Origin of the sequence: Megasphaera vaginalis (ex Srinivasan et al. 2021), assembly GCF_000478965.1 — a bacterium.
In the GTDB taxonomy this organism is placed as follows: Bacteria; Bacillota; Negativicutes; order Veillonellales; family Megasphaeraceae; genus Megasphaera; species Megasphaera vaginalis.
In genome coordinates this window covers 24892-50790 of the sequence record NZ_AWXA01000007.1, presented here as the reverse complement: position 1 = coordinate 50790, position 25899 = coordinate 24892, and the positions used below count along the sequence as shown (strand labels likewise).

29 protein-coding genes are annotated in these 25899 nt (G+C 50.2%); 8 read left to right on the top strand and 21 right to left on the bottom strand.

Going from position 1 to position 25899, the window contains the following annotated elements; genetic code table 11:
• Positions 1-17 precede the first annotated feature (17 nt).
• Positions 18-1811, bottom strand: coding sequence for a DNA primase (gene dnaG, locus HMPREF1250_RS01405; protein WP_023052871.1), 1794 nt, complete (start codon positions 1809-1811; stop codon positions 18-20).
• 299 nt (positions 1812-2110) lie between these two features.
• Here dnaG and HMPREF1250_RS01400 point away from each other — a divergent pair, with 299 nt between their 5' ends.
• The 5 genes from HMPREF1250_RS01400 to HMPREF1250_RS01380 all read left to right on the top strand — a co-directional run bounded on the left by HMPREF1250_RS01400 (position 2111) and on the right by HMPREF1250_RS01380 (position 6988).
• Positions 2111-3025, top strand: coding sequence for an RluA family pseudouridine synthase (locus HMPREF1250_RS01400; RefSeq protein ID WP_023052926.1), 915 nt, complete (start codon positions 2111-2113; stop codon positions 3023-3025).
• Between the two features lie 12 nt (positions 3026-3037).
• The gene (gene fba / locus HMPREF1250_RS01395; protein WP_023052877.1) at positions 3038-4003 is read left to right on the top strand and encodes a class II fructose-1,6-bisphosphate aldolase; all 966 of its coding nucleotides are present in this window, start codon (positions 3038-3040) and stop codon (positions 4001-4003) included.
• A 71-nt stretch (positions 4004-4074) separates the two neighbouring features.
• Positions 4075-4341, top strand: a complete 267-nt coding sequence (rpsT, locus tag HMPREF1250_RS01390) for a 30S ribosomal protein S20 (RefSeq protein WP_023052780.1) — start codon at positions 4075-4077, stop codon at positions 4339-4341.
• 66 nt (positions 4342-4407) lie between these two features.
• Positions 4408-5745 carry an MATE family efflux transporter gene (locus HMPREF1250_RS01385; RefSeq protein WP_023052902.1) on the top strand — a complete coding sequence of 446 codons (1338 nt, stop codon included), beginning with the start codon at positions 4408-4410 and terminating at the stop codon, positions 5743-5745.
• Between the two features lie 16 nt (positions 5746-5761).
• Positions 5762-6988 carry an aminopeptidase gene (locus tag HMPREF1250_RS01380; protein WP_023052847.1) on the top strand — a complete coding sequence of 409 codons (1227 nt, stop codon included), beginning with the start codon at positions 5762-5764 and terminating at the stop codon, positions 6986-6988.
• A 54-nt stretch (positions 6989-7042) separates the two neighbouring features.
• Here the strand turns inward: HMPREF1250_RS01380 and HMPREF1250_RS01375 are convergent, their stop codons facing one another.
• The 18 genes from HMPREF1250_RS01375 to HMPREF1250_RS01290 all read right to left on the bottom strand — a co-directional run bounded on the left by HMPREF1250_RS01375 (position 7043) and on the right by HMPREF1250_RS01290 (position 19734).
• Positions 7043-8041, bottom strand: coding sequence for an electron transfer flavoprotein subunit alpha/FixB family protein (locus HMPREF1250_RS01375; protein WP_023052800.1), 999 nt, complete (start codon positions 8039-8041; stop codon positions 7043-7045).
• A gap of 15 nt (positions 8042-8056) precedes the next feature.
• Positions 8057-8842, bottom strand: a complete 786-nt coding sequence (locus HMPREF1250_RS01370) for an electron transfer flavoprotein subunit beta/FixA family protein (RefSeq protein WP_023052870.1) — start codon at positions 8840-8842, stop codon at positions 8057-8059.
• A gap of 214 nt (positions 8843-9056) precedes the next feature.
• Positions 9057-9776, bottom strand: coding sequence for an amino acid ABC transporter ATP-binding protein (locus HMPREF1250_RS01365; protein WP_023052779.1), 720 nt, complete (start codon positions 9774-9776; stop codon positions 9057-9059).
• A complete protein-coding gene (locus HMPREF1250_RS01360) occupies positions 9763-10428 on the bottom strand; it encodes an amino acid ABC transporter permease (RefSeq protein WP_023052840.1) in 666 nt (221 codons plus the stop codon). Before HMPREF1250_RS01360 ends, HMPREF1250_RS01365 begins: the two co-directional genes overlap by 14 nt.
• 23 nt (positions 10429-10451) lie before the next feature.
• On the bottom strand, positions 10452-11414 hold the full coding sequence (gene pfkA / locus HMPREF1250_RS01355) for a 6-phosphofructokinase (protein ID WP_023052907.1): 963 nt from the start codon (positions 11412-11414) through the stop codon (positions 10452-10454).
• Position 11415: 1 nt separating this feature from the next.
• Positions 11416-11967, bottom strand: a complete 552-nt coding sequence (locus HMPREF1250_RS01350) for a shikimate kinase (RefSeq protein ID WP_023052817.1) — start codon at positions 11965-11967, stop codon at positions 11416-11418.
• 158 nt (positions 11968-12125) lie between these two features.
• Positions 12126-12569, bottom strand: coding sequence for a pilus assembly protein (locus tag HMPREF1250_RS01345; protein ID WP_023052785.1), 444 nt, complete (start codon positions 12567-12569; stop codon positions 12126-12128).
• A complete protein-coding gene (locus HMPREF1250_RS01340) occupies positions 12559-13137 on the bottom strand; it encodes a PilN domain-containing protein (RefSeq protein WP_036242286.1) in 579 nt (192 codons plus the stop codon). Before HMPREF1250_RS01340 ends, HMPREF1250_RS01345 begins: the two co-directional genes overlap by 11 nt.
• Positions 13092-13841 (bottom strand): hypothetical protein, encoded by a 750-nt coding sequence (locus HMPREF1250_RS01335; RefSeq protein ID WP_023052849.1) that lies wholly within the window; start codon positions 13839-13841, stop codon positions 13092-13094. Before HMPREF1250_RS01335 ends, HMPREF1250_RS01340 begins: the two co-directional genes overlap by 46 nt.
• Before the next feature lie 11 nt (positions 13842-13852).
• Positions 13853-14302 carry a hypothetical protein gene (locus HMPREF1250_RS01330; protein WP_023052778.1) on the bottom strand — a complete coding sequence of 150 codons (450 nt, stop codon included), beginning with the start codon at positions 14300-14302 and terminating at the stop codon, positions 13853-13855.
• Entirely contained in the window at positions 14280-14837 is a 558-nt protein-coding gene (locus HMPREF1250_RS01325) for a hypothetical protein (protein ID WP_023052826.1), read from the bottom strand. Before HMPREF1250_RS01325 ends, HMPREF1250_RS01330 begins: the two co-directional genes overlap by 23 nt.
• Positions 14794-15120 (bottom strand): hypothetical protein, encoded by a 327-nt coding sequence (locus tag HMPREF1250_RS01320; protein WP_023052893.1) that lies wholly within the window; start codon positions 15118-15120, stop codon positions 14794-14796. Before HMPREF1250_RS01320 ends, HMPREF1250_RS01325 begins: the two co-directional genes overlap by 44 nt.
• The gene (locus tag HMPREF1250_RS01315) at positions 15113-15535 is read right to left on the bottom strand and encodes a hypothetical protein (RefSeq protein ID WP_023052880.1); all 423 of its coding nucleotides are present in this window, start codon (positions 15533-15535) and stop codon (positions 15113-15115) included. Before HMPREF1250_RS01315 ends, HMPREF1250_RS01320 begins: the two co-directional genes overlap by 8 nt.
• A gap of 20 nt (positions 15536-15555) precedes the next feature.
• Positions 15556-16017: a prepilin peptidase gene (locus tag HMPREF1250_RS10835; RefSeq protein ID WP_023052918.1), complete on the bottom strand. Its 462-nt coding sequence runs from the start codon at positions 16015-16017 to the stop codon at positions 15556-15558.
• A gap of 16 nt (positions 16018-16033) precedes the next feature.
• Positions 16034-16432, bottom strand: a complete 399-nt coding sequence (locus HMPREF1250_RS01305; protein ID WP_023052834.1) for a competence type IV pilus major pilin ComGC — start codon at positions 16430-16432, stop codon at positions 16034-16036.
• Positions 16433-16446: 14 nt separating this feature from the next.
• Positions 16447-17652 (bottom strand): type II secretion system F family protein, encoded by a 1206-nt coding sequence (locus tag HMPREF1250_RS01300; RefSeq protein WP_023052923.1) that lies wholly within the window; start codon positions 17650-17652, stop codon positions 16447-16449.
• Positions 17649-18650: a type IV pilus twitching motility protein PilT gene (locus HMPREF1250_RS01295; RefSeq protein ID WP_023052921.1), complete on the bottom strand. Its 1002-nt coding sequence runs from the start codon at positions 18648-18650 to the stop codon at positions 17649-17651. Before HMPREF1250_RS01295 ends, HMPREF1250_RS01300 begins: the two co-directional genes overlap by 4 nt.
• The gene (locus HMPREF1250_RS01290) at positions 18616-19734 is read right to left on the bottom strand and encodes a GspE/PulE family protein (RefSeq protein WP_036242328.1); all 1119 of its coding nucleotides are present in this window, start codon (positions 19732-19734) and stop codon (positions 18616-18618) included. Before HMPREF1250_RS01290 ends, HMPREF1250_RS01295 begins: the two co-directional genes overlap by 35 nt.
• Positions 19735-20052: 318 nt before the next feature.
• Between HMPREF1250_RS01290 and HMPREF1250_RS01285 the strand changes: the two genes are divergently transcribed.
• Genes HMPREF1250_RS01285 through bioA form a run of 3 tightly spaced genes read left to right on the top strand, consistent with a single transcriptional unit; the run spans position 20053 to position 22661 of the window.
• The gene (locus HMPREF1250_RS01285) at positions 20053-20631 is read left to right on the top strand and encodes a biotin transporter BioY (RefSeq protein WP_023052771.1); all 579 of its coding nucleotides are present in this window, start codon (positions 20053-20055) and stop codon (positions 20629-20631) included.
• The gene (gene bioD / locus HMPREF1250_RS01280) at positions 20628-21296 is read left to right on the top strand and encodes a dethiobiotin synthase (protein WP_023052874.1); all 669 of its coding nucleotides are present in this window, start codon (positions 20628-20630) and stop codon (positions 21294-21296) included. Before HMPREF1250_RS01285 ends, bioD begins: the two co-directional genes overlap by 4 nt.
• A gap of 9 nt (positions 21297-21305) precedes the next feature.
• Positions 21306-22661 (top strand): adenosylmethionine--8-amino-7-oxononanoate transaminase, encoded by a 1356-nt coding sequence (gene bioA / locus HMPREF1250_RS01275; RefSeq protein WP_023052786.1) that lies wholly within the window; start codon positions 21306-21308, stop codon positions 22659-22661.
• Between the two features lie 121 nt (positions 22662-22782).
• On the opposite strand, the gene HMPREF1250_RS01270 is transcribed toward bioA, so the two are convergent.
• Together HMPREF1250_RS01270 and HMPREF1250_RS01265 are read right to left on the bottom strand one after the other, a co-directional pair.
• On the bottom strand, positions 22783-24096 hold the full coding sequence (locus tag HMPREF1250_RS01270; protein ID WP_023052853.1) for a nitrate/sulfonate/bicarbonate ABC transporter ATP-binding protein: 1314 nt from the start codon (positions 24094-24096) through the stop codon (positions 22783-22785).
• A 13-nt stretch (positions 24097-24109) separates the two neighbouring features.
• A complete protein-coding gene (locus tag HMPREF1250_RS01265; protein WP_023052789.1) occupies positions 24110-25846 on the bottom strand; it encodes an ABC transporter permease in 1737 nt (578 codons plus the stop codon).
• Positions 25847-25899 lie beyond the last annotated feature (53 nt).

The following is a 25899-nucleotide window of genomic DNA, read 5'->3' as shown; positions in this document are numbered from 1 at the left end:
ACCGCCCCCTTCTGCCGTCAAGACCATCTTTTCATTTCATCGCTGATTTTCTTACATGCCTCTAATTCTTCAAGGAGCCGTATGTCATTGGTACGGCTGTAGGCGGCGGCTTGCCGGCTGTGCAGACGATAAGCCTGCTGCAGCTCTGCAAAGCGGAACCGCTTCACATAATCCAATACTACTTTTTCATCGAGCGGCACGTCTTGCAGTACCATAATGCGGGACAGTTCTGCCCATTCCTCCGGCGCAAGCTGTTCCTGCACATCGCCTTGCGTATAGTCGCCGCCCCTATCATGCAGTCTCAACAGGGTTTCATAAATACCCCGCCGTTTTTCATCTTTAAAGAAATCACGCTCAATCATCTTGCCGATACGCGCACAGGCATCCGGCTTTTCCATGAGAAATCGCAGGATATTCTCTTCGGCCACAGCCATTGCATGCGGGCCGCGCGCCGTCTTATTGGCAGCCGCAATATTGCCCGATATGACCACCTTCTGCCGACCGGCTTCAGGATGTTTCGTCAAGTAAGCGTTATATTCCGTGCGAACTGCTGTTTCCGATATCTGCAGTCGTTCGGATAGGCGTTTCAAAAACGCTTCGATGACGATTTGACTATCTGCCTGTATCAACGCCGGAAATACCATGGCCGTAATCGCCGACTTTCCTTCCAACGTCGCACCGTCGTGTTCCTGCATCGCCGTTTGCAGCATATATTCCAGCGCATTCGGCGCCGCCGCGACAGCCGCTTCAAAAGCGGCGGCGCCGGCGGTATTGATATACTCGTCAGGATCCTTTCCCTGCGGCAACGATACGACACGCACGGTCAGCCCCAACCCGCGCACGACTTCCATAGCGCGCAGCGTCGCCTGCCGACCGGCGCCGTCCATATCATAGGACAGAACCAGTTCCTTGCTCTGCCGCTGCAGGAGCCTCGCCTGTTCTCCCGTAAAAGCGGTTCCCAAGGAAGCGACAACATTGGTAATGCCGCGGTTATGAGCCGAAATGACATCCATATATCCTTCTACCAGGACAGCCCTGCCCTTTTCATAAATTCCTTTATGTGCCACATCCATAGCAAAGAGAAGACTGCGCTTATCAAAAACCGGCGTTTCCGGAGAATTCAGATACTTCGGTTTGCTGTCATCCAAAACACGGCCGCCGAAGGCAACGGTTTTGCCTCGCCCCTCCCGTATGGGAAAAATGACGCGATTGCGAAATGCGTCGTAAACCTTATGATTGCTCTCCTTTGCCAACCCCAACAACAGCAGTTCCTCTTTGGCGATCCCCTTTTTCTGAAAGGCCTCGGTCAACTTATCCCAGCTGTCAGGTGCGAACCCGAGTCGAAAAGTCCGGATCGTCTCATCCGATACATGGCGCTGCCGGAAATAGGCAAGCCCTTTTTCACCGTAATGTGTCTTCACCAGGCAATTATGGAAAAAAGTACAGGCCATTTCATTGATTTCATATAACCGGCTGCGCTGTCGCTCCCTGGCCTGCTCCGCCGGCGTCTGCTCGAAGGCGGGCAGCGCAATATGAGCTCTGGCAGCCAATATTTCCACGGCTTCGGAAAAAGAAATATTCTCTTTCTTCATGATAAAGGTAAAAACATCTCCCGATGCATGACAGCCGAAACAATGAAAAAAGCCTTTATCGGGCGCTACGCTGAAAGAAGCGGTTTTTTCGTTGTGAAAGGGGCAACAGGCCCAAAAATTCCGTCCGCTTCGCTTCAGCACCAAATAGTCGGAAACGACGCTGACAATATCATTAGCCTGGCGGACTTGTTCGATAAATTCACTGGAAAACTTCTTCACTCGTATCACCTGATCATCATTTAAGTAACACTGCTGCAACTACTATAATTCTATGCAACCCTCGCAAATCCTTCCCGTCATAATAAAATTGAGGTTACGAAAACAGCAATCAACGTATACGAACCCGACATACTAACTTATTCCATGTGAGCCGACTGTTTTCCTGCTTTTTATGAATAGGTTTTCCTATGTATAAAGAAAATATAAATTTAATAATATAATTGTTAAATTTCTTTTTCTTAATTGGCTTTCTGCATTTCTCTCCTGTATACTATACATAGCGATAGGAAGGGGATATCATGCAGGAAACAATGATACCGATGCTTCAATTTACAGTAGGGCCTCTGGAAAGGCCGACGTCGCTGGCAGGGGCGCTGCGTCACTTCGGCATTTCGGCCACCTTGCGGCGCCGCTTGAAACACAACGGCAGTTGTGCCGTAAACGGCGCGCCGGCATTACTCAAAGATCTGGTGCGCGAAGGGGACCGGATCACAGTCAATCTGAGCATTAATCAACACATTTCGCCTTGCCCCATTCCCCTGGATATAGCTTACGAGGATGCCTACCTTTTGGTTGTCAACAAGCCGGCCGGTCTGCTGATGCATCCAACGGCAGCAGTGCGGCAAAACACGCTGGCCAATGCCGTCGCTTTTCATTATCACGAAAGCGGCCAACAGTCTTCTTATCATCCCATGCACAGGTTGGATAAAAACACGTCCGGCCTTTGTCTGATCGCCAAAGCGCCGCATATACAATATGCTTTTGACAGAAAAAAGTCTTTTTATCACCGCACCTATCTGGCTATTTCCGAAGGCCGCTTTCCGGCCAAAACAGCGCATATTTCCTGTCCCATCGGACGTTGCAGCGACAGCATAATAAAACGCCGCACGTGCGATAACGGCAAAGAGGCGGTCTCTGATTTTACCCGTCTTGCAGCCGCCGATAACTGCAGTCTCCTCAGCATCACCTTGCATACGGGACGGACACACCAGATTCGCGTGCACAGCGCTTACCTCGGCTGCCCCTTGGCAGGAGACGACTTGTATGGCGGTCACCGCACTTTATTGACACGTCAGGCGTTACACGCCGGAAAAATCGAATTTATTCATCCCGTGACGGGAAACCGACTCACCGTTAATTCCCCATTGCCGACGGATATAAAACATATCATCGACAAATTTGGCTGGAATGATATAGTGCACGATTATATTTAGGAGGAATGTCTCATGCCATTAGTAACGACAACGGAAATGTTTAAAAAAGCGTATGAAGGCCATTATGCAATCGGCGCTTTCAACATCAACAATATGGAATTAGTACAGGCAATCACGGATGCGGCGGCAGCGCTGCATTCTCCGGTCATCCTGCAGGCCTCCGCGGGAGCGCGAAATTACGCCAAACCGCCGTATCTGAAACACCTCGTGGAAGCCGCCCTGGAAGACCATGATCTGCTCGTAGCGCTTCACCTAGATCACGGCGCCGACTTTGAAGCCTGCAAAGATTGCATTGATAACGGCTTTACGTCGGTCATGATCGACGGCTCGCAGTATGCGTTCGATGAAAATGTCGCCTTGGCGAAACGCGTCGTCGAATACGCGCATGCCCACGGTGTCGTCGTCGAAGCGGAACTCGGACAACTGGCCGGCATTGAAGATGAGGTCCATGTCGATGCGGCAGACGCTTCTTATACGCGCCCGGAAGAAGTGGAAGAATTTGTTTCCAGAACCGGCGTCGACTCTCTGGCCATTGCGATCGGTACCAGCCACGGCGCCTATAAATTCAAGCCGGAACAATGCACGCGCAACGAACAAGGCGTTTTAGTGCCGCCTACGCTCCGCTTCGATATTCTCGAAGAAGTTTCAAGACGCCTGCCCGGCTTCCCCATCGTTCTCCACGGCGCTTCTTCCGTCGTTCCTGCTTACGTAAAAATCATCAATGACAACGGCGGCAAATTGAAAGATGCCGTCGGTATTCCTGAAGAACAACTGCGCAAAGCCGCCTCCCTTTCGGTCTGCAAGATCAATGTCGACTCCGATCTGCGCCTGGCCCTGACTGCCGGCATTCGCCAACATATGGCAGAACATCCCGATCACTTCGATCCCCGTCAATATTTGAAAGACGGTCGCCAAAATGTACAGGAACTTGTTGCTCATAAGATTAAAGCCGTTTTCGGCTCTGAAAACAAGGCGTAAACGCTTGCTTTTTGCAATATACTATGATAAAATTCTTTTTAGTGTTCTTGTAATGTAGGGAGGTGAATCAATTGCCGCAAATCAAATCCAACATCAAAACAATGGAAAAAGACGCAGCCCGTCACGCAGCCAACTCTCGGGTAAAATCTTCGGTACACACAGTTATCCGCCATACGACCGAAGCCGTTGCCGCAGGAGATGCAGAAGCCGCTAAAACAGCGTTTAATAAAGCCAGCAGTGTTATTGACAGCGCCGCTCAAAAGGGTGTCATTCACAAAAATACAGCAGCCCGTAAAAAATCTCGCTTAGCTATTAAAGTAAACGGCTTGGAAAAATAATTTGAATGCCTGCAGGCCCCGTGCAAACGGGGCTTGTTTTAGTATGTATTTCTTATAGGAGGAATTATGACCTTTCCCGCACGAAATCAACTCAACTATTTTTTCATGTTATTCTTCCCCTTGCTTTTGACGCAAATGGCGCAAGTCGGCACCAATGTCTTCAGCAGCGTCTTCAGCGGCCGGGCCGGTACGGTCGATTTGGCAGGCGTCGCTGTCGCCGTTAACATCTGGTATCCCGTCTTTGCCGGAGTCTGCGGCATTTTTTTCGGCATTTCACCAATTCTTTCGCAGCTGCGCGGCGCCAACAAAACGGATGATATCCCTTCCTACATTATGCAAAGCATTTATCTTTCTCTTTTCTTCACCATCTTTATTATCCTTTTCGGAATCATTTTTACGGATCCGTTTCTTCGTCTCATGTCCCTGGACCCGGCTGTCTACTACATCGCAAAAGAATATCTCTTTGCCCTGTCTCTCGGGATTCTTCCTACCTTCATACAGGCCACCTTACGCTACGTTGTTGATGCACACGGCATGACGCACCTTTCCATGGCCGTACTGCTGACCAACATGGTGCTGACCATTTTCCTGTTCTACGGACTAATCTTCGGAGCGGCCGGGCTGCCGGCCCTGGGCGGCGCCGGCGCCGGCTACGCTATCACGATTGCCGCTTGGCTCACGCTCTTTCTCTTTATCCTCATCTTTCGCTTCAAAGAACCTTTCCGCTCATACCGGCTGTGGCGCGTCTTTCGGCCTTTCGACTGGTTTCTGTGCCGCGAACAACTGCGACTGGGCATTCCTATCTTCATTGCCGTTTTTTGCGAAACGAGCCTATTCAGCATAGTCGGCCTCCTCATGAGTGAATTCGGCACCGTTTTTTTGGCCGCCAATCAGGCGGCGACCAGTTATTCCGAGTTTATATACACGATTCCCTGGAGCATCAGTCTGACGGCAACGATCGTCATCGGCTATGAAGTCGGCGCCAAAAATCCTGCAGGCGCACGGCAATACGCCGTGATCTGCCAAGGCGTATCGCTGTTTATTGCCTGCCTTACGGTAATGTTGACCTACATCGGTCTAGACATTATCAGCGGCGCCTTCACCAGTGATTATGAAACCTTTACTCACATCCGCACCTTCATCATTTACGCCATGCTGTTTGCCTTCTTTGATGCCCTCGGCACACCGGTACAAGGGATCTTGCGCGGCTATAAAGATGTCAAGGTCATCACTTTCGTCTCTTTCATCACGTATTGGCTCATTTCCATCCCTTTGGGCATCGCGCTGGCCCATGCAACGGACTGGGGCGCCTATGGGTACTGGTTGAGTCTGATCATCGGCCTGGCCATAAACGCGTTTTTATTGAACGCCCGTCTCTGGCACCATACGGCCTGGCGCGCTTAATGCAAAGGAGGATCTCATGGAACGAGCAAAATTACTAAACTATACCGATGTCTTGCTGCAAAAAGGCCTTTTTCTGCGAAAAGGGCAGATTCTTGTCGTCAATGCACCTGTCGACGCGTCCGATTTCGTCACGCTGCTGACCAAGAGGGCCTATGACCTGGGCGCCTCCCAAGTCATTGTCAATTGGCGATCTGACGCTGTCACACGCCTTCGCTATGAATACGAAGAGCTGAAAAACTTCAAAATACTGCCCGACTGGCGCCGTGATTTCAGTCTCCATTACTATCGACAGGGCGCCGCCTTCTGCAATCTGATTTCAGCCAATCCTTATTTAATGGACCGTATCGACAGTAAAAAGATTTTTGCGGCGCAGCGAGCGCAAAACGAGGCGCTGAAAGAATATATAGACGGCATGATGGCATCAAAGGTCAGTTGGCTTGTCGCCGCCGTGCCCGGCCCGGCCTGGGCACGGCTGTTGTATCCCGACCTGCCGGAAAAGGAAGCGATCGATGCCTTGTGGCGTGAAATTCTGAAAGCGTCCCGCGCCGACGGAGATGATCCCCTTGAAGATTGGAACCGTCATCTGAGTCACTTAAAAAGCAGACGTCAATGGATGACGGCGCAGGCATTTACGGCGCTCCGATACACAAGCGCAAACGGAACCAACCTGACTGTCGGCCTGCCGGAGACGCATATCTGGCAAGGCGGGGTCGAAGAGACAACTGCCCATCACCCTTTCAACGCCAATATTCCTACGGAAGAAATCTACACGGCGCCGCATAAAGACGCCGTCGACGGTATTGTTTTCAGCACGAAACCGCTGGTTTATCAGGGAAAGGTCATCCGTGATTTCTCCTTGACCTTTTCCAACGGTAAAGTGACGGAAGTACACGCCGCTGCGGGAGAAACGGTGCTGAAAGAATTACTGCAAATGGATGCCGGCGCCTGCCGCTTGGGAGAGGTCGCTCTAATCCCCTATACATCACCGATTTCTCTCTCCGGTAAATTGTTTTATGAAACCCTTTTTGATGAAAACGCTTCCTGCCACTTGGCTCTCGGCAAAGCATACCCTACTTGTCTGAAAGGCGGTCCCGATCAATCTGCCGAAGCGTTGGCTAAAGCCGGATTAAATGATTCCATGCTTCACATTGACTTTATGATCGGTTCAGCAGATCTGAACATAACGGGAATCAAAAAGGACGGTTTGGAAGTCCCTGTTTTCAGTCACGGAAATTGGACGTAAAAAAGATGCGGATCATAAGATCCGCATCTTTTTTACGTCTAAGTTTTATTCATCTTATTTTATCTTTTTAATTTCCTCTTCCAGCACCGGCAGTGCATCGAAGAGATCGCCGACGATACCGTAATGGGCAAATTCAAAAATTGGCGCATCAGGATCGGAATTGACGGCGATAATCAGCTCTGCGTCCTGCAAACCGAGCTTATGTTGAATCGCGCCGGAAATACCGAGAGCGATATAGATCTTCGGCGCAATTTTCGAACCTGTTATGCCGACCTGTTTTTCATGGGGAGCCCAGCCGCTGTCAACGAGCGGCTTGGAAACACCAAGTGCGGCGCCGATAGAAGCGGCAAAATCAGCGACTTTCTGCAAGCCTTCAGGACTGCCTACGCCGCGGCCTGCGCCGACGACGATTTCCGCATTCGTAATCGTCAGTTCCTGTTCTTCAGCCGATAACGGTTCGAAACCGACAACCTGCTGCAACGGCTTTGCCCCATTTAACGAAACCGTTTCATGAATGATCTCACCTGTACGCCCCGCATCGAAAACGTTGCCGCGGAATATTTTATCACTGATCGTAGCCAACTGCGGCCGCGTCGTCGTCAATATTTTCACGAACAATTTACCGGTAAAGGCGGGACGAATCCAGGTAATGGAATCATCGTCGCCTTCGTAGCCGCAATTGATGCAATCGGCAACGAGCCCCAGATTCATAGCCGCTGACAGGCGCCCGCCCAAATCACGACCGTTATGCGAAGCGCCGATGAGGACAACATTCGGTTCATATTTATTTAAAACTTCTTCGGCCGCCTTCGTATATAGCGACGATTCGAAAGAAGCTAATTCCGGATTATCAACAACGACAACGGCATCAGCGCCATATCCGATGACCTGTTCGGCTGCCGCAGCAGCACCTTCACCCATAATCCAGCCGACAAGTCCGTTCTTTTTACTGTCAGCCAATTCACGGCCTTTACCGAGAAGTTCCAAGCTCAGCGGACTGATCGTGCCGTTTACCAATTCAATATATACCCAGACATTTTGTTTTAATTCCATCGCTTTTCCCTCCCCTTACAGTATTTTTTCGGAAGCTAATGTATCAACCAGTTTTTTAACGGCATCCTTCGTGTCGCTGCCTTCTATCATCATGCCGACTGCATGTTTTTCCGGAGCAAAGGTCGTTGTAACCGTTGTCGCCGATCCGCTCTTCCCTGCTTCAGCGGGATCCAACTGGATATCTTCCAAACGCCATACATCGAAGATCGCTTTTTTGGCATTCATCTTACCCTTGATCTTGGGCGAACGCGGCGTGTTGATCAATTCCGTAACCGAGCATACAGCCGGAAGCTGGGCTTCTACCGTTTCAATACCGCCGTGATTATGGCGGGTTGCCTTCACCGTCGTACCGTCTACAACAACGGAATCTGCATAAGAAACCAGCGACATGCCTAAATGCTGCGCAACTGCCGGCGGAATCTGCCCCGTATCACCGTCAGCCGATTGTTTTCCCGTAAAGACGAGATCAACATCACCGATAGCGGCAATAGCTTTGGCCAGTATCTTTCCGGTAGCCAGCGTATCCGAACCGCCCATTCGTTCGTCGGAGACAAGAATCCCCTTATCGGCGCCGATAGCAATGCCATCGCGCATCGCTTCCCCGGCCAATGCGGTTCCCATGGTGATCAGCGTAACCGTACCGCCAACCGCCTCTTTTACTTGTAAAGCCGCTTCGACAGCATTGAAATCAACGGGATTCAGCATTGAAGGCGCGCCGATACGAACCAGATTATTGGTTTTCGGATCTATTTCAATATCGGAAACGGCAGGTACTTGTTTTACTAATACAACAATATTCATCTTCCAATCCTCCCTTATATATTTTCTTAGAGCAAATCTATCCTTTATGAGTATATAATATCATATTATTTTTTATATATCAACTAATAATAATTATTTTTTATATTAATTGAAAAATTTTTTCAATTGTTCTTTTGCTACTGCCGTGTTCTCTCCGGAGAATCGGCAAAAACACCTCGCCGATACAAAAAAACAGCCTTTACGGCTGTTTTTCTCAAAGTATTTTAGACAGAAATTCTTGCGTTCGCCCTTCTTTTGGATGAGAAAAAATATCATCCGGTTTTCCTTCTTCAAGAATCAATCCTTCGTCAATGAAGAGAACCCTGTCGGCAACTTCACGGGCAAAACCCATTTCATGCGTAACAATAGCCATTGCCATACCGTCTTTTGCCAAGGCCTTGATGACATCGAGAACCTCCCGCACCATCTCGGGATCCAACGCCGACGTAGGTTCATCAAAAAGCATGAATTTCGGTTTCATCGCCAAAGCCCGCGCAATGGCGACACGCTGCTGCTGCCCGCCGGACAAGGTATCGGGATACGCATCTTTTTTGTCTTCAAGTCCCACTTTTTCCAGCAGGCGCATCGCGGTCTCAGCCGCTTCCTTTTTATCAATATGCCGAGTCTTGATCGGAGAAAGCATGATATTTTCCAGAACCGTCATATGGGGAAACAGATTGAAACGCTGAAAAACCATGCCAACTTCCATGCGAATAGCATTAATGCTTTTCGCATCGCTCATGCTGATGCCGTCTACGGAAATCTCGCCGGAACTCGGCGCTTCCAAATAATTGATGCAGCGCAGGATCGTACTCTTACCGGACCCGGAAGGCCCGATAATAACGACGACCTCCTGATCATGGATCGTGAGATCAATCCCGTTCAGAACGTTATGGCTGCCGAAACTTTTTTTCAACCCTTTAATTTCTATCATCTGTCGCAAACCTCCGTTCTAAATAACTTACCAACTGCGCGATGCCCAACGTCATAATTAAATACAGGCAGGCTACGGTCATCCAAATCTCAAAAGATCCGTAGGTCTTGGCAATGATCAGCTGACCGCGCCGCGTCAATTCCTCAAAGCCGATGACGGAAACCATGGAGGTCTCTTTCGTCATGGAAATGAATTCATTGCCGAGGGGGGGAATCATATTTTTGAAGGCCTGCGGCAAAATAACGTACCGCATCGTCTGTCCCCAGGAAAGACCGAGAGACCGGCCTGCTTCCATCTGTCCTTTATTGACCGATTGAATGCCGGCGCGGAAAATTTCGGAAACATAGGCGCCGCTGTTAATGGAGCAGGCGGCAACAGCCGCCACCAAAGGATTGATACGCATGCCGAGTATCTGAGGTAACGCGAAATAAATGAGGAATATCTGCACCAGCATAGGCGTACCGCGAATAACGTTCACATAGCAGACGGCAAGAACCTTCAACAGTTTTATGTTGGATAAGCGGCAAACGCTGGTGATCAAACCCAAAATAAAGCCGATGCCGACGGCAATGGCCGTAATTTCGATCGTAACAGCCGCCCCTTGCAGCAGCAAGGGCAAAGAGTCCCAGATTAGAGAAAAATCAAAATGCATACTCGTAAACACTCCTTACATGATTATCGTCCCAGATCCAAAATCAACTCATACATGCGTTCATCAATGGCAAAATGGAGTTTTTCCGCCTCTTTATACGGCGTTGCCACAATACGGCCGTCGATCGTTCCGACAACGCAGTCATACAAACCGGCCAGCAGACTTTCTACGGCTACCTGCGCATAACGGCTGGCCATGATCGCGTCGTGCGCCGTCGGAGAGCCGCCGCGTTGCACATATCCCAAAACGGTCAGATTCGGCTCCAAATACGAATGTTTTTTAATATATTCAACGACATCGGAGCCTTTGGCCGCTCCTTCGGCAACGATAACGATACTGCTCATTTTCTTCATGCTGTGCGATTCATAAAGATGTCGGCACAACGCTTCCAGATCGACAGGATGTTCAGGAATCAAAACCGCCTCCGCTCCTGCCGCCATCCCGGCGTAAAGAGCGATAAAACCGGCGTGCCTGCCCATCACCTCAACAACGGCTACGCGTTCGTGAGAAAAAGCCGTATCGCGAATCTTATTGACCGACTGCAACACCGTATTGACCGCCGTGTCAAAGCCGAGCGTATATTCGGTCCCCATCATATCACAGTCAATCGTACCGGGAATGACGACCGTATGAATGCCGAGGCGGCTCAGTGCCTGTGCCCCGCGCAAAGAACCGTCGCCGCCGATGACGACAAGCGCATCAACTCCCTGTTCGCGCAAATACGCCGCCGCTTCCTCCTGTACCTCTTCCCGCAGAAATTCCAGACATCTTGCCGTACGCAGCATCGTACCGCCGCGATGAATGATTTCTCCCACATCACGTCTGCCCAACGTCTTCAACTGACGGCTCAGCAACCCTTCGTAGCCCCGAATCACGCCTTCGACGCTCAGCCCCTTGTGAATCGCATAACGCGTTACGCCGCGAATAGCCGCATTCATCCCCGGCGCATCGCCGCCACTCGTCAGCATAGCAATTTTACTAATCATCTTACTCATACTCCTTTTGCTTACGTTCAGCAAAGCTGACACCTTGCCGGTCAATTTCTTCAACAATGGTCTCTACAAGCTGCGACGCACCGCCCCGTGTCGTATCGACCACATAATCACAATACGAATAAATGTCTTCCCAAGACCGTATCATTTTTATGACAAATTCATGAAGATTGCCGTAATCCACGGTAGGGCGCTTGCCAATATGCCGTCCTACGCGTTCCTCCACACGATGCGGATCCGACTGCAGCGCAATAATATATCCATATCGGTGTAAAACTCTATAAGCTTCAATATTCATCGGGAAATTGCCGCCAAAAGAGATGATCGCTTCATGATACCGGCTGACTTGCTGCAGTATATTGAATTCTTTTTCCCGAAATGCTTTTTCTCCCTCATGCCGGTAAAAGTCGGAAATACTCATGCCTACGGACCGTTCTATTTTGCGATCCGTATCGACAAACTGCCAATTCAACCGTTGCGCCAGTTTACGTCCGATATGGCTTTTTCCGCTTCCCATCATGCCGACAAGAACAATATTACGTTTCATTCTGTCCCCCCTTGCGTACGTGCCAAATGATTATACGCAATATGTGCATATCATTATACCAAAAAAACGTTTAAATTAACATAAAAAAACAGTACTTTTTACACAATAAATTTATGTATAAACGTACTGTCCATTTTATTACATATGAAATTGACCGCCTATCGGCTCTCCACCTCCATGAGTGTATAAATAGTCCCTTCTCTTCTTTCCATCTTCTTTACGCGACACCGTATAAGAGGTGATGCCCCTTCCATACGGTTTAAAAAACAGATCGCATCGCCATATGCCCCTGTGAATTCCACCTCAACGCTTCTGTTTTGATCCGGCAGGGATTGTATGGAAAGAAGAAGCAGATGACAAGCCTTGCCGTTCGTATCGATTACCGTTTCCAGATCTGGCGGATCCTCTGCCGGACGGAACCGGTTATGCGTGTTACCGGGCGCCTGTTCCGACGCCGCCTGGTAACGCGCCGCGTTCTGCAGCGCCTCGTCCCAGGCGGCGCTCTTTGCATATAACTGACGGCAAACGACAATGAGTCCTGTCGTTATTAAAAACACGATAATTAGAACAATCAGGTGCCGTTTGGCCGAATCAGTTTTCATTTTTCCCCTCCGAAAACGTTTCTCCTTCCATAGAAAAGGAAATGTTGCCGTTCTTATCATTTGCCGTTTTGCGCAAGGCGATATTCGTCATTGCTTTCAACTGCCTGAGTTTCCCCTGCCATTCCGTCAACGCCTTCCGGTCCGGCGTCCGTCCTTCGATGAGAAGCTTTCCTTTATCCGCTTGTAACGACGTCACCGTTACGGAACTCGGCCTGGTCTCCGCCAAAGAGACCAGCAGTGCACTCCAATGAACGCCTCGGTCTGCATTTACTTTCCGGCTGTAGTCCAGCACCGTTTGAAGCGCCGCGTTCTGCTCCTCAATTTTTTGCTGATTTGGCCAAAAATACGCCTCATACACCTGTTTCTGTTTGCAAATTCTGCAATATAATACGCCATTCGCTGTCGCCAGCAGCAGCAAAGCGATGATCAACCCGTATAGGGAAAAGCTGTACAGATACCGTACCGCCTTTTTTTCCCATAAGCCGTTTTCCCGTTCCGTCAAATCGAAACGCATGGACGAATCTAAAGCTTTTCGAATAAGAAAGCGCCAAGATACGGAATTTCCCACTGCTTCATCACCTTTCCCACCGTCGTCTTTACTACGGCCTCCTGCCAGCGGCCATCCTTCTTCAGGACGGCTGTCGCCGACGGCATGTCATCTGTCGGCAGCAACGGCCTTTCTCCCTGCCATTCATACGCCTCGACAGCGCCGCTGTTAACGGCGAAGACATGACAACCATTGCCTTCCGGCAAATATACGGTCCCCTCGCAAGCGGAAAATATACGCGCCGCCAGTGTCGGCAAAATATCGATTTCTTCAAGTCCCGCCGTATACGCATTGGCACCTTCCGCAAGCATGCGAATTTCCGACAGCGGGTAGGCGCCGATAATCCAGCGGTAAGCGTCCTGACCCGATACCTTGCTGGCCCTGTAAATGTCGATTGCCAAATCTTCGCTCTGATCCAAAAGCGTATTATCCCAAAAAACGGACTCTTTCGCCTTTTTCTTGGACGCTGTCGGCAATATCGTTTGTTTATAAATCAGCTTGCCCCCGCCGACAACAATGCTGACCCTGTACTGTTGAAGACCGTATATTTCACTTAGTTCCCGGAACCCTTTTTCTCGTATGCCCGACGCCTGTCCTGTCCCGGCTCTGATCCGATGGGCGTCAAACAGGCAGGAGACGACGGAAAAACGCCAGTTCCTGATTCCCTTCAAAATATATACCGTGTCCTTCGAAAACCAAAGAACCGCTCTTCTATACAGTAACATAACCTGCCTCCTCAATAAGAGATGCGTGTAATCACTATCTGATCTCCTGCATCACCCTCACCGGGTCGGACCTGAAACCGAATCGAACAGGTTCTGGTCATACCGCTCAGCTTCATCGTACAGCTTGCCTGTGCAGTGCCTTCAAAAGTTGAATTGTGCACGCCCGTAACACAATGAACTTCCAAGTCGGCTGCCGTCGGAGCTGACGGATAAAACTTCCGGCCGTCTTTTTTCTCGCTGAGCGGCATAGCCCGACACGGCTGCGCCGACATTTCGTCCCAATACAAATGCAGAAGGTTCTCCGCATAATACGCCGCCGTCACCGTATCACAATAAGCCTCGGCCTCCTTCAGCTGATCCTGCGCCAATCTGGCGCTGCCCATGGCTATCATCAATACAGTCAGCCCCAAGGCCAAGACAAAGCAGGAGACAAAGCCGTTATTTTTCTTTTGCAGATCCATTAAACATCAACTCCGTAAGCGGCCGGACCGCAAGACGGCAAGGCCACGCCAGCCCGGTACTGCTTTCTTCAAGGATAAAGGAAATGTGAAGAAAGCCGCCTTTGTCCTTAAAAAAAGGCGCGTTGCCGAATGTTTTGACAGCGTATCGCCCCTGTTTCGAAATACCTGTATCACGACCGCTCAACGGCTGTTCTCCACCATTGCTGAGGAGTCGATAGACCGTGCCGTTATGCACGGAAAAACCGGATCGCTTGCCGGCGCTGTCAAGGAAGCGAATGCGTGCGTCCTGCGTTTCGATTTGTGAAGCAAAACGCAATTCCGTATATAAAGTCTCATCAATCAGAATTCCCTGCCGCATCAGGTCTTCCCTCACTTCATTGTCCTTATAGATCTTTACGACTGTTGTTCCCAGAAAAAGAAATGACGTGAACATCATGAAAAAAATAAGACACGAGAGCAGCATATCCAGTAAAACAAAACCATTTTGCTTCCTATCTTTCATTAATGAAACGTTCAAATTTTTTTGTCCTGCCATCAGGCATCTCCACCGTAAGACGATGACAACTGTACCGATGAGATACAACTGTTTTTTCCATCGTAAGAAGATATCTGTCGCCGCCGGCGTCATACATGGCCGGTATATGTTGACCGTTCTCTTCCAAATACAACCGCCCCAGCATGGCCGCTGTACGGATCCACTTCGCCTTGGTGACCATGTCAAGCGATGAATGAAGCAAAACGGCTGACGACAGAAAGATAAAGGACCCGAATACGGCCGCCAGGAGAACGTCGCTTAAGATGAAACCGTTTTTATTCAATCCGTATTCTGCCTGTCTGCGCGGCGATGATAATTTTGCGTTCATAGGCAGCATTTTTCTGACGCAAAATAATCTGCATATGCTTTCCCAACGGCTTTCCTTTATCATCAAATTCAAAATAACATTGCCTCCCTCCGTAACTGGCGACACACACGTTTTTCGGATATGACCGCTCCCTAACGGCCGCACCGTTATGAAGTACCGTATATCCGCCGCTGCGAAGGGAAATGATCCATCGGTCTCCGTAGCGCTTGCCGTTTCCCAAGGCATGTTCACGAATATGCTGCAACTCCATCACCGTTTCACGAGCCGCCAAATCGACTGCATGAGCCGCTCCGTATCTGCCGGCACGAGGAAGGGCAGAGGAAAGAAGCAGGAGCAGCACAGCGACGGCAACTAGCAACTCTGTCAACATGAATCCTCCGTTTTTCGTTCTTATATGCCTGTCCATTGTAGCCATTCCTTTCCCCAGAATAGGGAAAACCACCAGCCGACAATTAAAAAAGGCGCGAAGGGCAACATCTTCTTCCTGCACAACCAATACTGCGCCAACGCCGCCGGAAAAGCCGTCCAAAAAGCACAGAGAACGAGCACGCAGACGCCGCAACAGATGCAGCCCGGCAGGAGGGCCAAAAACAACTTCAGGTCGCCGCTGCCCATACCGCCGGGAAAGAAGACATACAACAACGTGAAGAACAACGCGGCGGCCAAGGATACGAGAGGATCCGGGCGAAACAAACCACCGGCCAAAGCGGCGACGTTGGCGGCGCCTAAAAGCAGTACCGGTAAATCGGGTATCCAAAAACAGGCGAGATCGGTACAAACAATGACCAGCGAAGCGGCAACTGCCGTCACAAACCAGACGGATACCGGCCATACCAGCATATTTTTTATCATCAAACTCTCCATTTATTTACTGCTTTATCTGTTCGCGTCGTGAATTATAGGTCACACCGTCAAAAGTACCGGAAACGGTACCGTCGGCGGCAATCGTATATTTCGAATTATCGGGAAGAACCGGTTCGAACTGCAAATAACTTTTGCCGTTGGCGTCCCTTTCGACCAACACGCTAATCGTCTTCGGATAGGTACCCTTTTCAAGTTCATAAAGAGCAGCGGCGTTATCAATCGTCCTGATATCGGCTTCTATTTTCGCCACTTTTGCCGTTTTGCCGGCTGTCGTAAACTTCGGCACCGCAATTGTTGCTAAAATCAAAATAATGCTGACGACAATAAGCATTTCCAATAAGGAAAAGCCGTTCCGTACCCGATACTGCCGAAAGGCAATTAAGTTCATCTTCTTATTCATCATTTCTACTCCTCTCCTTATTGCGAAAGTTCCGTCGTCATAGCCAACAACGGCAAAAGCAGACAAAGAACAACTATGCCGACAATAGTGCCGATAATAAGCAGCATGAGCGGCTCAAGCGCTTTCCCCGCCTTTACCGACAACGACTCCAGCCGCCAGGAATAATATGCGGCAATAGACTGCAAGATCGCTTCGTAATTCCCCGTCGATTCGGCAACACGCAGCATTGCACCTACATACGGCGTGTCAAAGGCGCAGATACGGACAGCTTCATTCAGGGAAAGGCCTCCTTCCAAATACTGGAGAGACCGATAAACGCGCTGCCGAAACCATGGGGCATCTACCGTATCTGCAGCCAGACGCATAGCCTCTGTAAGCGGAACCGTACCGCCCAGCTGCATAGCCAGTACCAAGGAAAAGCGCTGCCAGCACCAACTCAAATACAATTCTCGGGCTTTTTCACACTGACACAACGCCCCTTCTATTTTCCCTCGTCGGATTTCATTCCCGAAGCCGTACCAGATAGAAGCTGTGGCGGCGACCAAAAAAAGGACAAGGCCAATGCTGTTTTCTCTGATCAGCTCGCCGCCGCTTAACAAAAGCCGCGTTACTGCCGGCAACGGCGTCTGCATGTGAGAAAAAAGCGCTGCAAAAACAGGCAGAATATACAGGACGGCGCCGACAGATACGAAGCTCGTAACAACCAGCAAAAACAGCGGATAGATAAGGGCCTGTACTATCTTTTGCCGCGTTTTCCCGACTCTTTCATAATACGCACCTAAAAGCTGCAACGTTCCTTCCAATGTGCCGGCATATTCTCCGGCAGCCAGGATGCGGCACGCAGACGCCGGAAACAAGCCGGTCCCCTCCATCGCCGCTGAAAGCGTCATTCCCCGTTCCATTTTACTTACTCCCTCTTCCAACAAGGCCGCCGCCTTGTCCTTCCGCATCTCCCGACAAATAAGGCGCCAGCTTTCCGCTACGGGGAGCCCGGCCTGCAGCAACATCGCCAATTGTGAAAAAAAGAAGGCTAATCTTGCCGTGCTGAATTTGGGTGCTGAAGCGAAGCAAAAGAAAAAATATGCTCCTTCCCCTTCAATAGTTCGAATCTGCCATCCCCGTTTCGCCACAGCACTGTCGACATCTTCTTCGGACGGCGCGCTGATATGCATATGACGAAGCTTTCCTTCTCTGTCGACGACTTCAATCCGAAAGCGTCTCACAGCCGCCTCCCGCGTTGCAGCGCCTGCGCCATCGTCCGCATGCCGAATTGAGCGCCTGTCTGCATGACAGCCGGAAGCTGATACTCCTTGCCGCTGCGGATCAGCTGACTTACAGCCGGCGTGACCACAAGAATTTCGCAAAAAATGCGATATCCTTCCTCCTCTTGTTTTCCCTGTTGCGCCAATACGGCCTGTAAGATTAAGGCAAGACGGCAGCGAATATCCGCCTGACGCCCGGCCGGGCTCATGCCGACGACACGGCTGATAGCTTGCGGCGCCGACCGCGTATGAAGCGTGGAAAGGACAAGGTGTCCCGTCTCGGCGGCATGCAAAGCAGCCTCCATAGTTAAAAAATCACGAATTTCTCCGATCAGGATAATATCCGGATCCTGACGCAGCGATTGCTTGAGACCGTCTTCATAGGAAGAAAAATGCCGTCCGAATTCCCGTTGCGAAATGAGCGCTTCCTTACTTTGCAGTACATACTCAATCGGTTCTTCCAAGGTGATGATATGACATTTTCTCGCCTCATTGACAGCGGAAAGAATGCGCCAAATCGCCGTCGTCTTGCCGCTCCCCGTAGGACCGCATAATAAAATCAGCCCGTCTTTCAGCCTTCCCAGATCGTTCAGGAACGGCTGATCCTCATCAGGAGGCAAGTCCGCCAACGGATAGAGCAAACGAATGACAGCGTGTATGCCGGCCAGTTCACGGGAAATGTGTACGCAACAGCGAATCCCCCGATCCCAAGTGTAAGCTGCAGACGCAAACCCGGTTTCTTCCGCTTTCGGCCCCAGCGTATCGAGCCACGTTTGCAGCAAAGACGCTTCCACGGTAACGCCGCCTGCGTCTTCCAGAAGGTCGCCGCAACGAAACAACGGATCACGGCCTTCCTGCAAATGAATATCCGAAGCCTTCCGCGAAACGGCTTTCTCTATAATCCCGTTCAACTGTCTTCCCAGGTCATTCTGTACAGACCCGATCAATTTCGTCCGCATCGGTTAATCCTTTCTGCAACGCAGCTGCAGCCGCGTCATGAAAAAACAGCGCGCCGTCCTTTATTGCCGCCGCCGACAGGAGATCTTTGCCGGCACCGTTCCGCACGGCGGCTCTGACATGATATCGTACAGGCACGATTTCACAGAGGCAAAAGCGGCCGTAATAGCCGCACTGATGACAATGCGCACAGCCTGGGCCGCGGCTGCCGCCGCTGCGGCACTGCGGACAAAGACGGCGTGCCAACCGCTGCGCGGCAATGCCGCTGAGGGCATCTGCAACGAGATAAGCCTCAATCCCCATGTCCAACAGGCGCGTCACCGCGTCCAACGCGGAAGAAGCATGCAGCGTCGTTAACACTAAATGACCGGTCAACGATGCGCGAACGGCAATTTCCGCCGTTTCTCTGTCACGAATCTCGCCGATCACGAGAATATCCGGATCCTGACGCAGCAGCGCCCGCAGTCCATTATGAAACTCCACGCCGCCTTTGGCGTGAACTTGACTTTGACAGAAACCGTCCACCTTGTATTCCACAGGGTCTTCCAACGTTGCAATGCTTACAGTAGCCGCATCCAGCTCGTGCAGAATCGCATACAACGTAGTAGATTTGCCGCTTCCCGTCGGACCGCTGACGATGAACAAGCCGTGCTGAAGGCGAATGACCGATCTGATTTCTTTGATGACGCATTCCGTCAACCCGAGCTGGGTCAGCGTCAGGCTTGCCGAAACGGCGTCCAATATACGCAAGACCGCTTTTTCCCCACGTATCGTCGGCATCGTGCTGAGGCGCAAATCAAAACGCCTGCCGCAGTCTTCCCAGAAGAAGCGCCCGTCTTGAGGCAACCGCTTCATGGCAATATCCAAAGAAGCCAACACCTTCAGGCGTACTAACATGGCCTCCAGTTTATCACGCTGAATATAGCCCAGCGTCATCAGTACGCCGTCAATGCGCAAACGTATTCGCACCATATTATCCATAGGCTCAATGTGAACGTCACTGGCCCGGAAAGACACTGCTTTTTCAAGCAAGGCGTCAATCAACTCCCGCGCCGTTCCTTTTAAGTGCGGCAGGCCCTTATCCATATCCAAAACACGGCCTCCTTTCCTTTTTAAGGCAAGAATACCATGTAATTTCTGTTCAGCAGAAATTCTAATCAAATTTTAATCATCGGCGAAGCAATTTCCATTTAGTTTTAATGGAATTTTAATTTACCTTTAATTTACGCCCTTTTTCTGTCGTTGAAGCTATGCCGAAATATTTACCCCCTCTCATAATCTGATCATTTTTATTGTAAACTTTTTATTTTTATATAATTGTTAACATTGACACGGAATAAGTTACGTTCTATACTGTGAACATGTTTTTCGGCCGAACGATACTTTATTCAGCGAGGTGTTTTCATGCGTTGTTTTCATTCACTACAAACGGCAAGAGTTTCCGTTCTCTGCGCCCTCTTTACGGCGTTAATCGCCATCGGCGCCTTCATTCGGGTACCGCTGCCATATTGCCCTTTCACGCTGCAATTTTTCTTTACAACCTTAGCCGGCATGGTTCTCGGCAAACGCGGCGCAATTGCTACCGGAACATACGTTCTTCTCGGGTTCATCGGCTTACCGATCTTTACTGCCGGCGGTGGCCCCGCCTATGTGCTGCAACCTACTTTCGGCTATCTGCTCGGCTTTATCGGCGGCACGTGGCTGACAGGTTATCTGGTCGAAAAAGGCGTCAACTTGACCGGCACGTATCTGCTGGTTGCAGCGCTGTCCGGTCTGGCCGTCGTTTACAGTTGCGGCATTGCCTACGTATACTTCATCAATACCGTCTACCTGCAATCGCCGATTGGGCTCTGGCCGCTTTTTTTGTATTGTTTTCTCCTCGCCGTACCGGGCGATATTTGTCTCTCCCTGTTGGCGGCATTCTTTTATAAGCGCATCCGGCCCTTTGTCTCACTGCCGGCGAGAAGGGAGGGGGAAAAATGACAAAAGGCCTTTTTGTAACGGCAACAGGCACGGATGTCGGCAAGACCTATATAGCGGCACTCCTCAGTAAAACGCTGCGCCGCGGCGGCTACGCATGCGGCTACTACAAAGCGGCTGTCAGCGGTGCTCCGCAAAACGAAGACTGTGACGCCGACTACGTAAATAAGATGGCAAAAATCAATGATCCACCCGAATTCTTGCTGTCCTATCGCTATACACACGCCGTCTCGCCGCATCTGGCAGCCCGCTGGGAAGGAAACCAGCCGGAAAAAGAAGTGATCTGCCATGATTATGAAACGGCGAAACAGCGTCATGCATACCTTACCGTAGAAGGAAGCGGCGGAATCGTCTGCCCGATCCGCCATGACGGCAGTGCCGTCTATTACCTGACCGATATCATTTCCTGGTTTCGGCTGCCCTCCGTCATTGTCAGTTCATCCGGCTTAGGCAGCATCAACAGCGCCGTTTTAACGGCACATTATATGCGGGCCCTCCGGCTGCCCGTGAAAGGTTTTATCCTTAATCGTTACACCGATACCGCCATGGAAAGGGACAATGCCGAGATGATTGAAGAGCTGACGGCACTGCCCGTTTTGGCCACCGTCGCACCTGATGAAAAAACGCTGCCCCGCAGTGCCGGATTTTGGGCCAGCCTGTATGAATAGAGGTGTAAAATGAATACCGATATCTGGCAAGAAGACGATAAAAAATACATCTGGCATCCGGCAACACAGATGAAGGATGCGGAAAGTTTCGCCTTTCCCGTTATTGAGCGCGGCAAAGGCCCCTATCTGTACGACAGGGTCGGAAAAGAATATATTGATATTATCAGCTCATGGTGGTGCAATCTCCTCGGCCATTGCAATGCAGAAATCAACGCTGCCGTAAAAAAGCAGCTCGACACACTGGAGCACGTGATCTTCGCTTCTTTTACCCATCGTCCGGCCATTTCTCTTTGCCGCGAATTGACGCCGTTATTGCCGCCGGGATTGCAGCGCTACAATTTCTGCGACAACGGCTCGTCCGCCGTTGAATGCGCCCTAAAAATGGCTTTTCAATATCACTGCCAAACGGGGCATCCCGAACGGCAACGATTCATGTGCCTTGCCGGGTCGTATCACGGCGAAACCATCGGCGCACTGGCCGTCGGCAGCATGGATCTCTACGCCCGATTATACCGACCGTTGCTGACCGAAGCGATTCACATCGACGGTCTCGATTGTTATCGCTGCCCTTACGGAGAACAACGTGACAGTTGTAACTGTGCCTGCATCGAACATGCCGAAGCGGCCTTCGCCCGTTACGGAAACGTAACGGCAGCACTGATCATCGAACCGCTACTGCAAGGCGCCGCCGGTATGCGCATATATCCACCGGCCTACATAACGAAGCTCCGCCGTTTGTGCGATGCTTACGGCGTACTCCTCATTGATGACGAAATCGCCGCCGGCTTCGGCCGTACAGGCACATACTTCGCCATCGAACAGAGCCGGGTCAGTCCGGACATCCTCTGTACCTCAAAAGGCTTGACAGGCGGTTATCTGCCCATGTCGCTGACGATTACGACAGAAGCCGTTTACCGCGCCTTTTACGACGATTACGAAACGCATAAGGCTTTTGTCCACAGTCACACCTATGCCGGCAATCCGCTGGGCTGCACGGCGGCAACGACAGTTTTGCGCATCCTGCAGCGAGATGCCGTTCTGGAAACGGCCAGCGCAACGGGAACGTATTTGCACGCGCAACTGCAAGCGTCACTGGGAAATCACAGTCACATCGGCGAAATCCGCCATATCGCGCTGATCAACGCCTTGGAAATTGTCGCTTCCAAAGACGAAAAGAAACCGTATCCCCCATCACGGCGAATCGGTTTTCAAATTGCCCGGCAGGCCATGAAAAGAGGCCTGCTCCTTCGTCCCATTGGCGACGTGATCTATTTCAACCCGCCCTTGAATATCGACCGGACCACGCTGGACCAGGCCGTTGCCATCTGTACGGACGCAGTTCACGCCGTTTTGGGATATCGCTGACCGACAGAATCTGCACCTGTCTTCACCATAGATTCGCAGCGGCAACGGCATGCAATTGAAAAAAGTCCTGCACGTAACGATGTATACAATCGCACGTGCAGGACTTTTTTTTCGATTATTATTATAAACTGTTGTCAAACGACACCTGCTCAGATACATCATCGTACGTAATCAATTCCGCATAACGCATCCAGCCGATGATCAGATCCATTTGTTTTTCCGCATTTTCATCGCCGATGGATGCGGCCAATTGTTCCTGAAAATAATCAATATCCATCTTCTGATCCGTATCATTTTCTATTTTTTGAGCCATTTCGTGAATAAAGGCGACATTGTCCAGAATATGCTGTTTAAATAATGCTTTGCGCTCCAACACGCTGGCTTCGGCAAAAATTTTGCCGTCTTCAGTCAAGGCGATATCCCCTTCCGTAACGGCAGAAAAGCGTAATAAATTGGAAAACTCCACCAACGGAAAAAAGTCCTTAATATCCATAATAAACCGATCAGCCAACTTATAGAGATCGGTTTTTTCTCCCGAATCGGCCAATAATTCCAAAAATCCGGTCAAAGCACTAGCCGTCACATTCGGCAATAACACCGGTTCGCGGCGCTGTTGCCTGCCGCCGTCGGCAGCGCCGAAGACGCCGCTCGCCGCATCTCCGTTTCCGACAGTTTCCGGATTTGTCATAAGTGAATAGATTTTATCAACATATGTCAAAAATTCCGTTGACTTTCGTTCACGCCACCGCGGTAGCAAAATCGGTAAATTCGTCCGCACCGTAGCCGGCCGAGTAGAAAGGATAACGGCTCTGTCCGCCATGTATACGGCTTCTTCAATGCCGTGCGTAACCAGGATAATCGCCTTTGTAGGAATCTTTTTTTCCAGCCACAGATCCAACAAGTCACGACGCAGGTTCTCGGCCGTAAGAATATCCAAGGCCGAAAACGCTTCATCCATCAACAGGATATCCGGCTCGCTGACCAGGGCCCGCCCAATGCCGACACGCTGTCGCATACCGCCGGACAGCTCTTTCGGAAACGCGCTTTCAAAACCGTCTAAGCCGACAACGTCCAAAATATTCATCGAACGTTCTAATTTCTCTTTTTCCGACATCTCCTTGCCTTCCAGACCCAGCATGACATTATCCAAAATAGTCAGCCAGGGGAATAAGGCAAACGATTGGAACACCATGGCAATCCCCGGATTGACGCCGATAATCGGCTTCCCCAAATAGGATACCGTCCCCTGCGAAGGCGTGATCAGGCCGGCAATAATCCGCAGCAAAGTCGACTTACCTGCTCCTGATGGCCCCAAAATCGCTACAAACTCCCCTTCGTTGAAGGAAAGGTTGATATCTTTCAAAATCGTTACCGCTTCTCTTCCTTTGATTCGGAACGATTGATTCACTTTCTCTAAGCTAAGGAGCTGTTTCATCGTAAGTAACCTCTTATTCTATGTGGAATTGACTTTCGGCAAGATCATATAATTTCTGCCAAATCAGCCTGTTGGCCATAATGACGAACAGACACATAATCATGATGCCGATAATGATCTGCGGCCAATTACCGGCTGTCGTCGCCTGACTTACATAGGCTCCCAGGCCCTGCGCAATCAGCGGCTGATCTTTCCAGATGACGATTTCGGAAATGATACTGGCATTCCAAGCTCCGCCGGAAGCGGTAATCAGCCCGGTAAGCAAATGCGGAAAAATACTCGGTAAAATAACATAGCGCCATCTCCGCCATCCCGTTATATGAAAAACGGCGGCCGCTTCCAGTAAATCGTTAGGAATACTCATGGCTCCTGCAATAACATTAAAAAGGATATACCATTGCGTCCCCAGCATCATCAAAAAAACGGAGCCGAACTCGAAATCCAGATGATACTTCAAGAAAATAATTGTCACAAAGGGAAAAATCATGTTTGCCGGAAAAGCGGAAATGATCTGAATCACAGGTTGCATTTTTTCCGACAGATTAGGTCTCAAGCCGATGGCAACGCCCAGAGGAAGTGTCCAAAGCAAGCCGATGGTCAAGGCCGCCAACACTCGCAGCAGCGTATATAGACCCAAAACAACCGCGTTTTCTATATCTCCCACTTTGATCTCACTGATATTCGACAAGGTGCTCTGCAAGAGGGGAAACAGAAAATAGACGGCAGCCAAAAGGAGAACTCCTTTTATAACCCCATCGACGACATGCTTTTTTTTATCTCTTGCCAAACGCTGCTGAAAAGAAGCGACGGCGTCGGCAAAAAAGTTGATTGCCTTATTGACCGCACGGCAGGGAAAAAGGATGATGTTCTTCACCAGACAGTTCATCAGCCAAGAACGCTGCAGCGCTTCATAAAGCCAGGAAGAAGGCTGCTGTCCGCTCTCGGACAGTTCAATCTTAAACTTCCGGCTCCAGACGACAAGGGGCCGCCAAAACAGCTGATCAATGAGAACGATCAGTATGAACATCGTAATAACGGCGTAAAACATAGCCGTAAAATCGCCTTCCGTCGTGGCAACGGCCAAATAGGTACCGACGCCGGGAAGCTGAATATTTTGACCCATGACACTGATCGCTTCACTGGCAGCTAAAAAAAACCAGGCACCGCCGAAGGACATCATTCCGTTCCAAACGAGGCCGATGGCGGAGACCGGCGCATCGAGATGTAAAAACCGCTGCCAGCCGTTCATGTGCAGCACGTCCGCCGCTTCCTGCAAATCGCCCGGTTCCGCAAGAATCGATTGGTAGACGCTGAAAGTCATATTCCAAGCCATACTCGTGAAAATAGCGAAAATGGAAGCAATTTCGACGCCGGTCAACCGATGCGGAAAAAGATTGATAAACATGAGTATTGTCGCCGACAAAAAGCCCAGGACAGGAATGGACTGCAAAATATCCAGCAGCGGAATCATGATCCGGCGCGCCGTAGGATTTTTTGCGGCGATATATCCGTACAACAAAGAAAAGAGCAGGGAAAAAAAGAAGGCAATAAAAATGCGCAGCGCAGACCGTCCGGCATAATAGGGTAAATAGAGCGGATCCAACGTGATCCGCGGTTCATCTGTCAGCGAAAAAGGCACCGTCATTCCCCTGCTCAGATAGTATACGCCGTAAAAGAGCAGAAACGTTGCCAGAAACAAAAAAACGTCAATAATCACTGTATATTTTTCTTTATCTGAAAAAACAGCCATATCCTTACCCTCAGTCAAAAATATCGTCAAAGTTCGTATTCACTTGTACTATA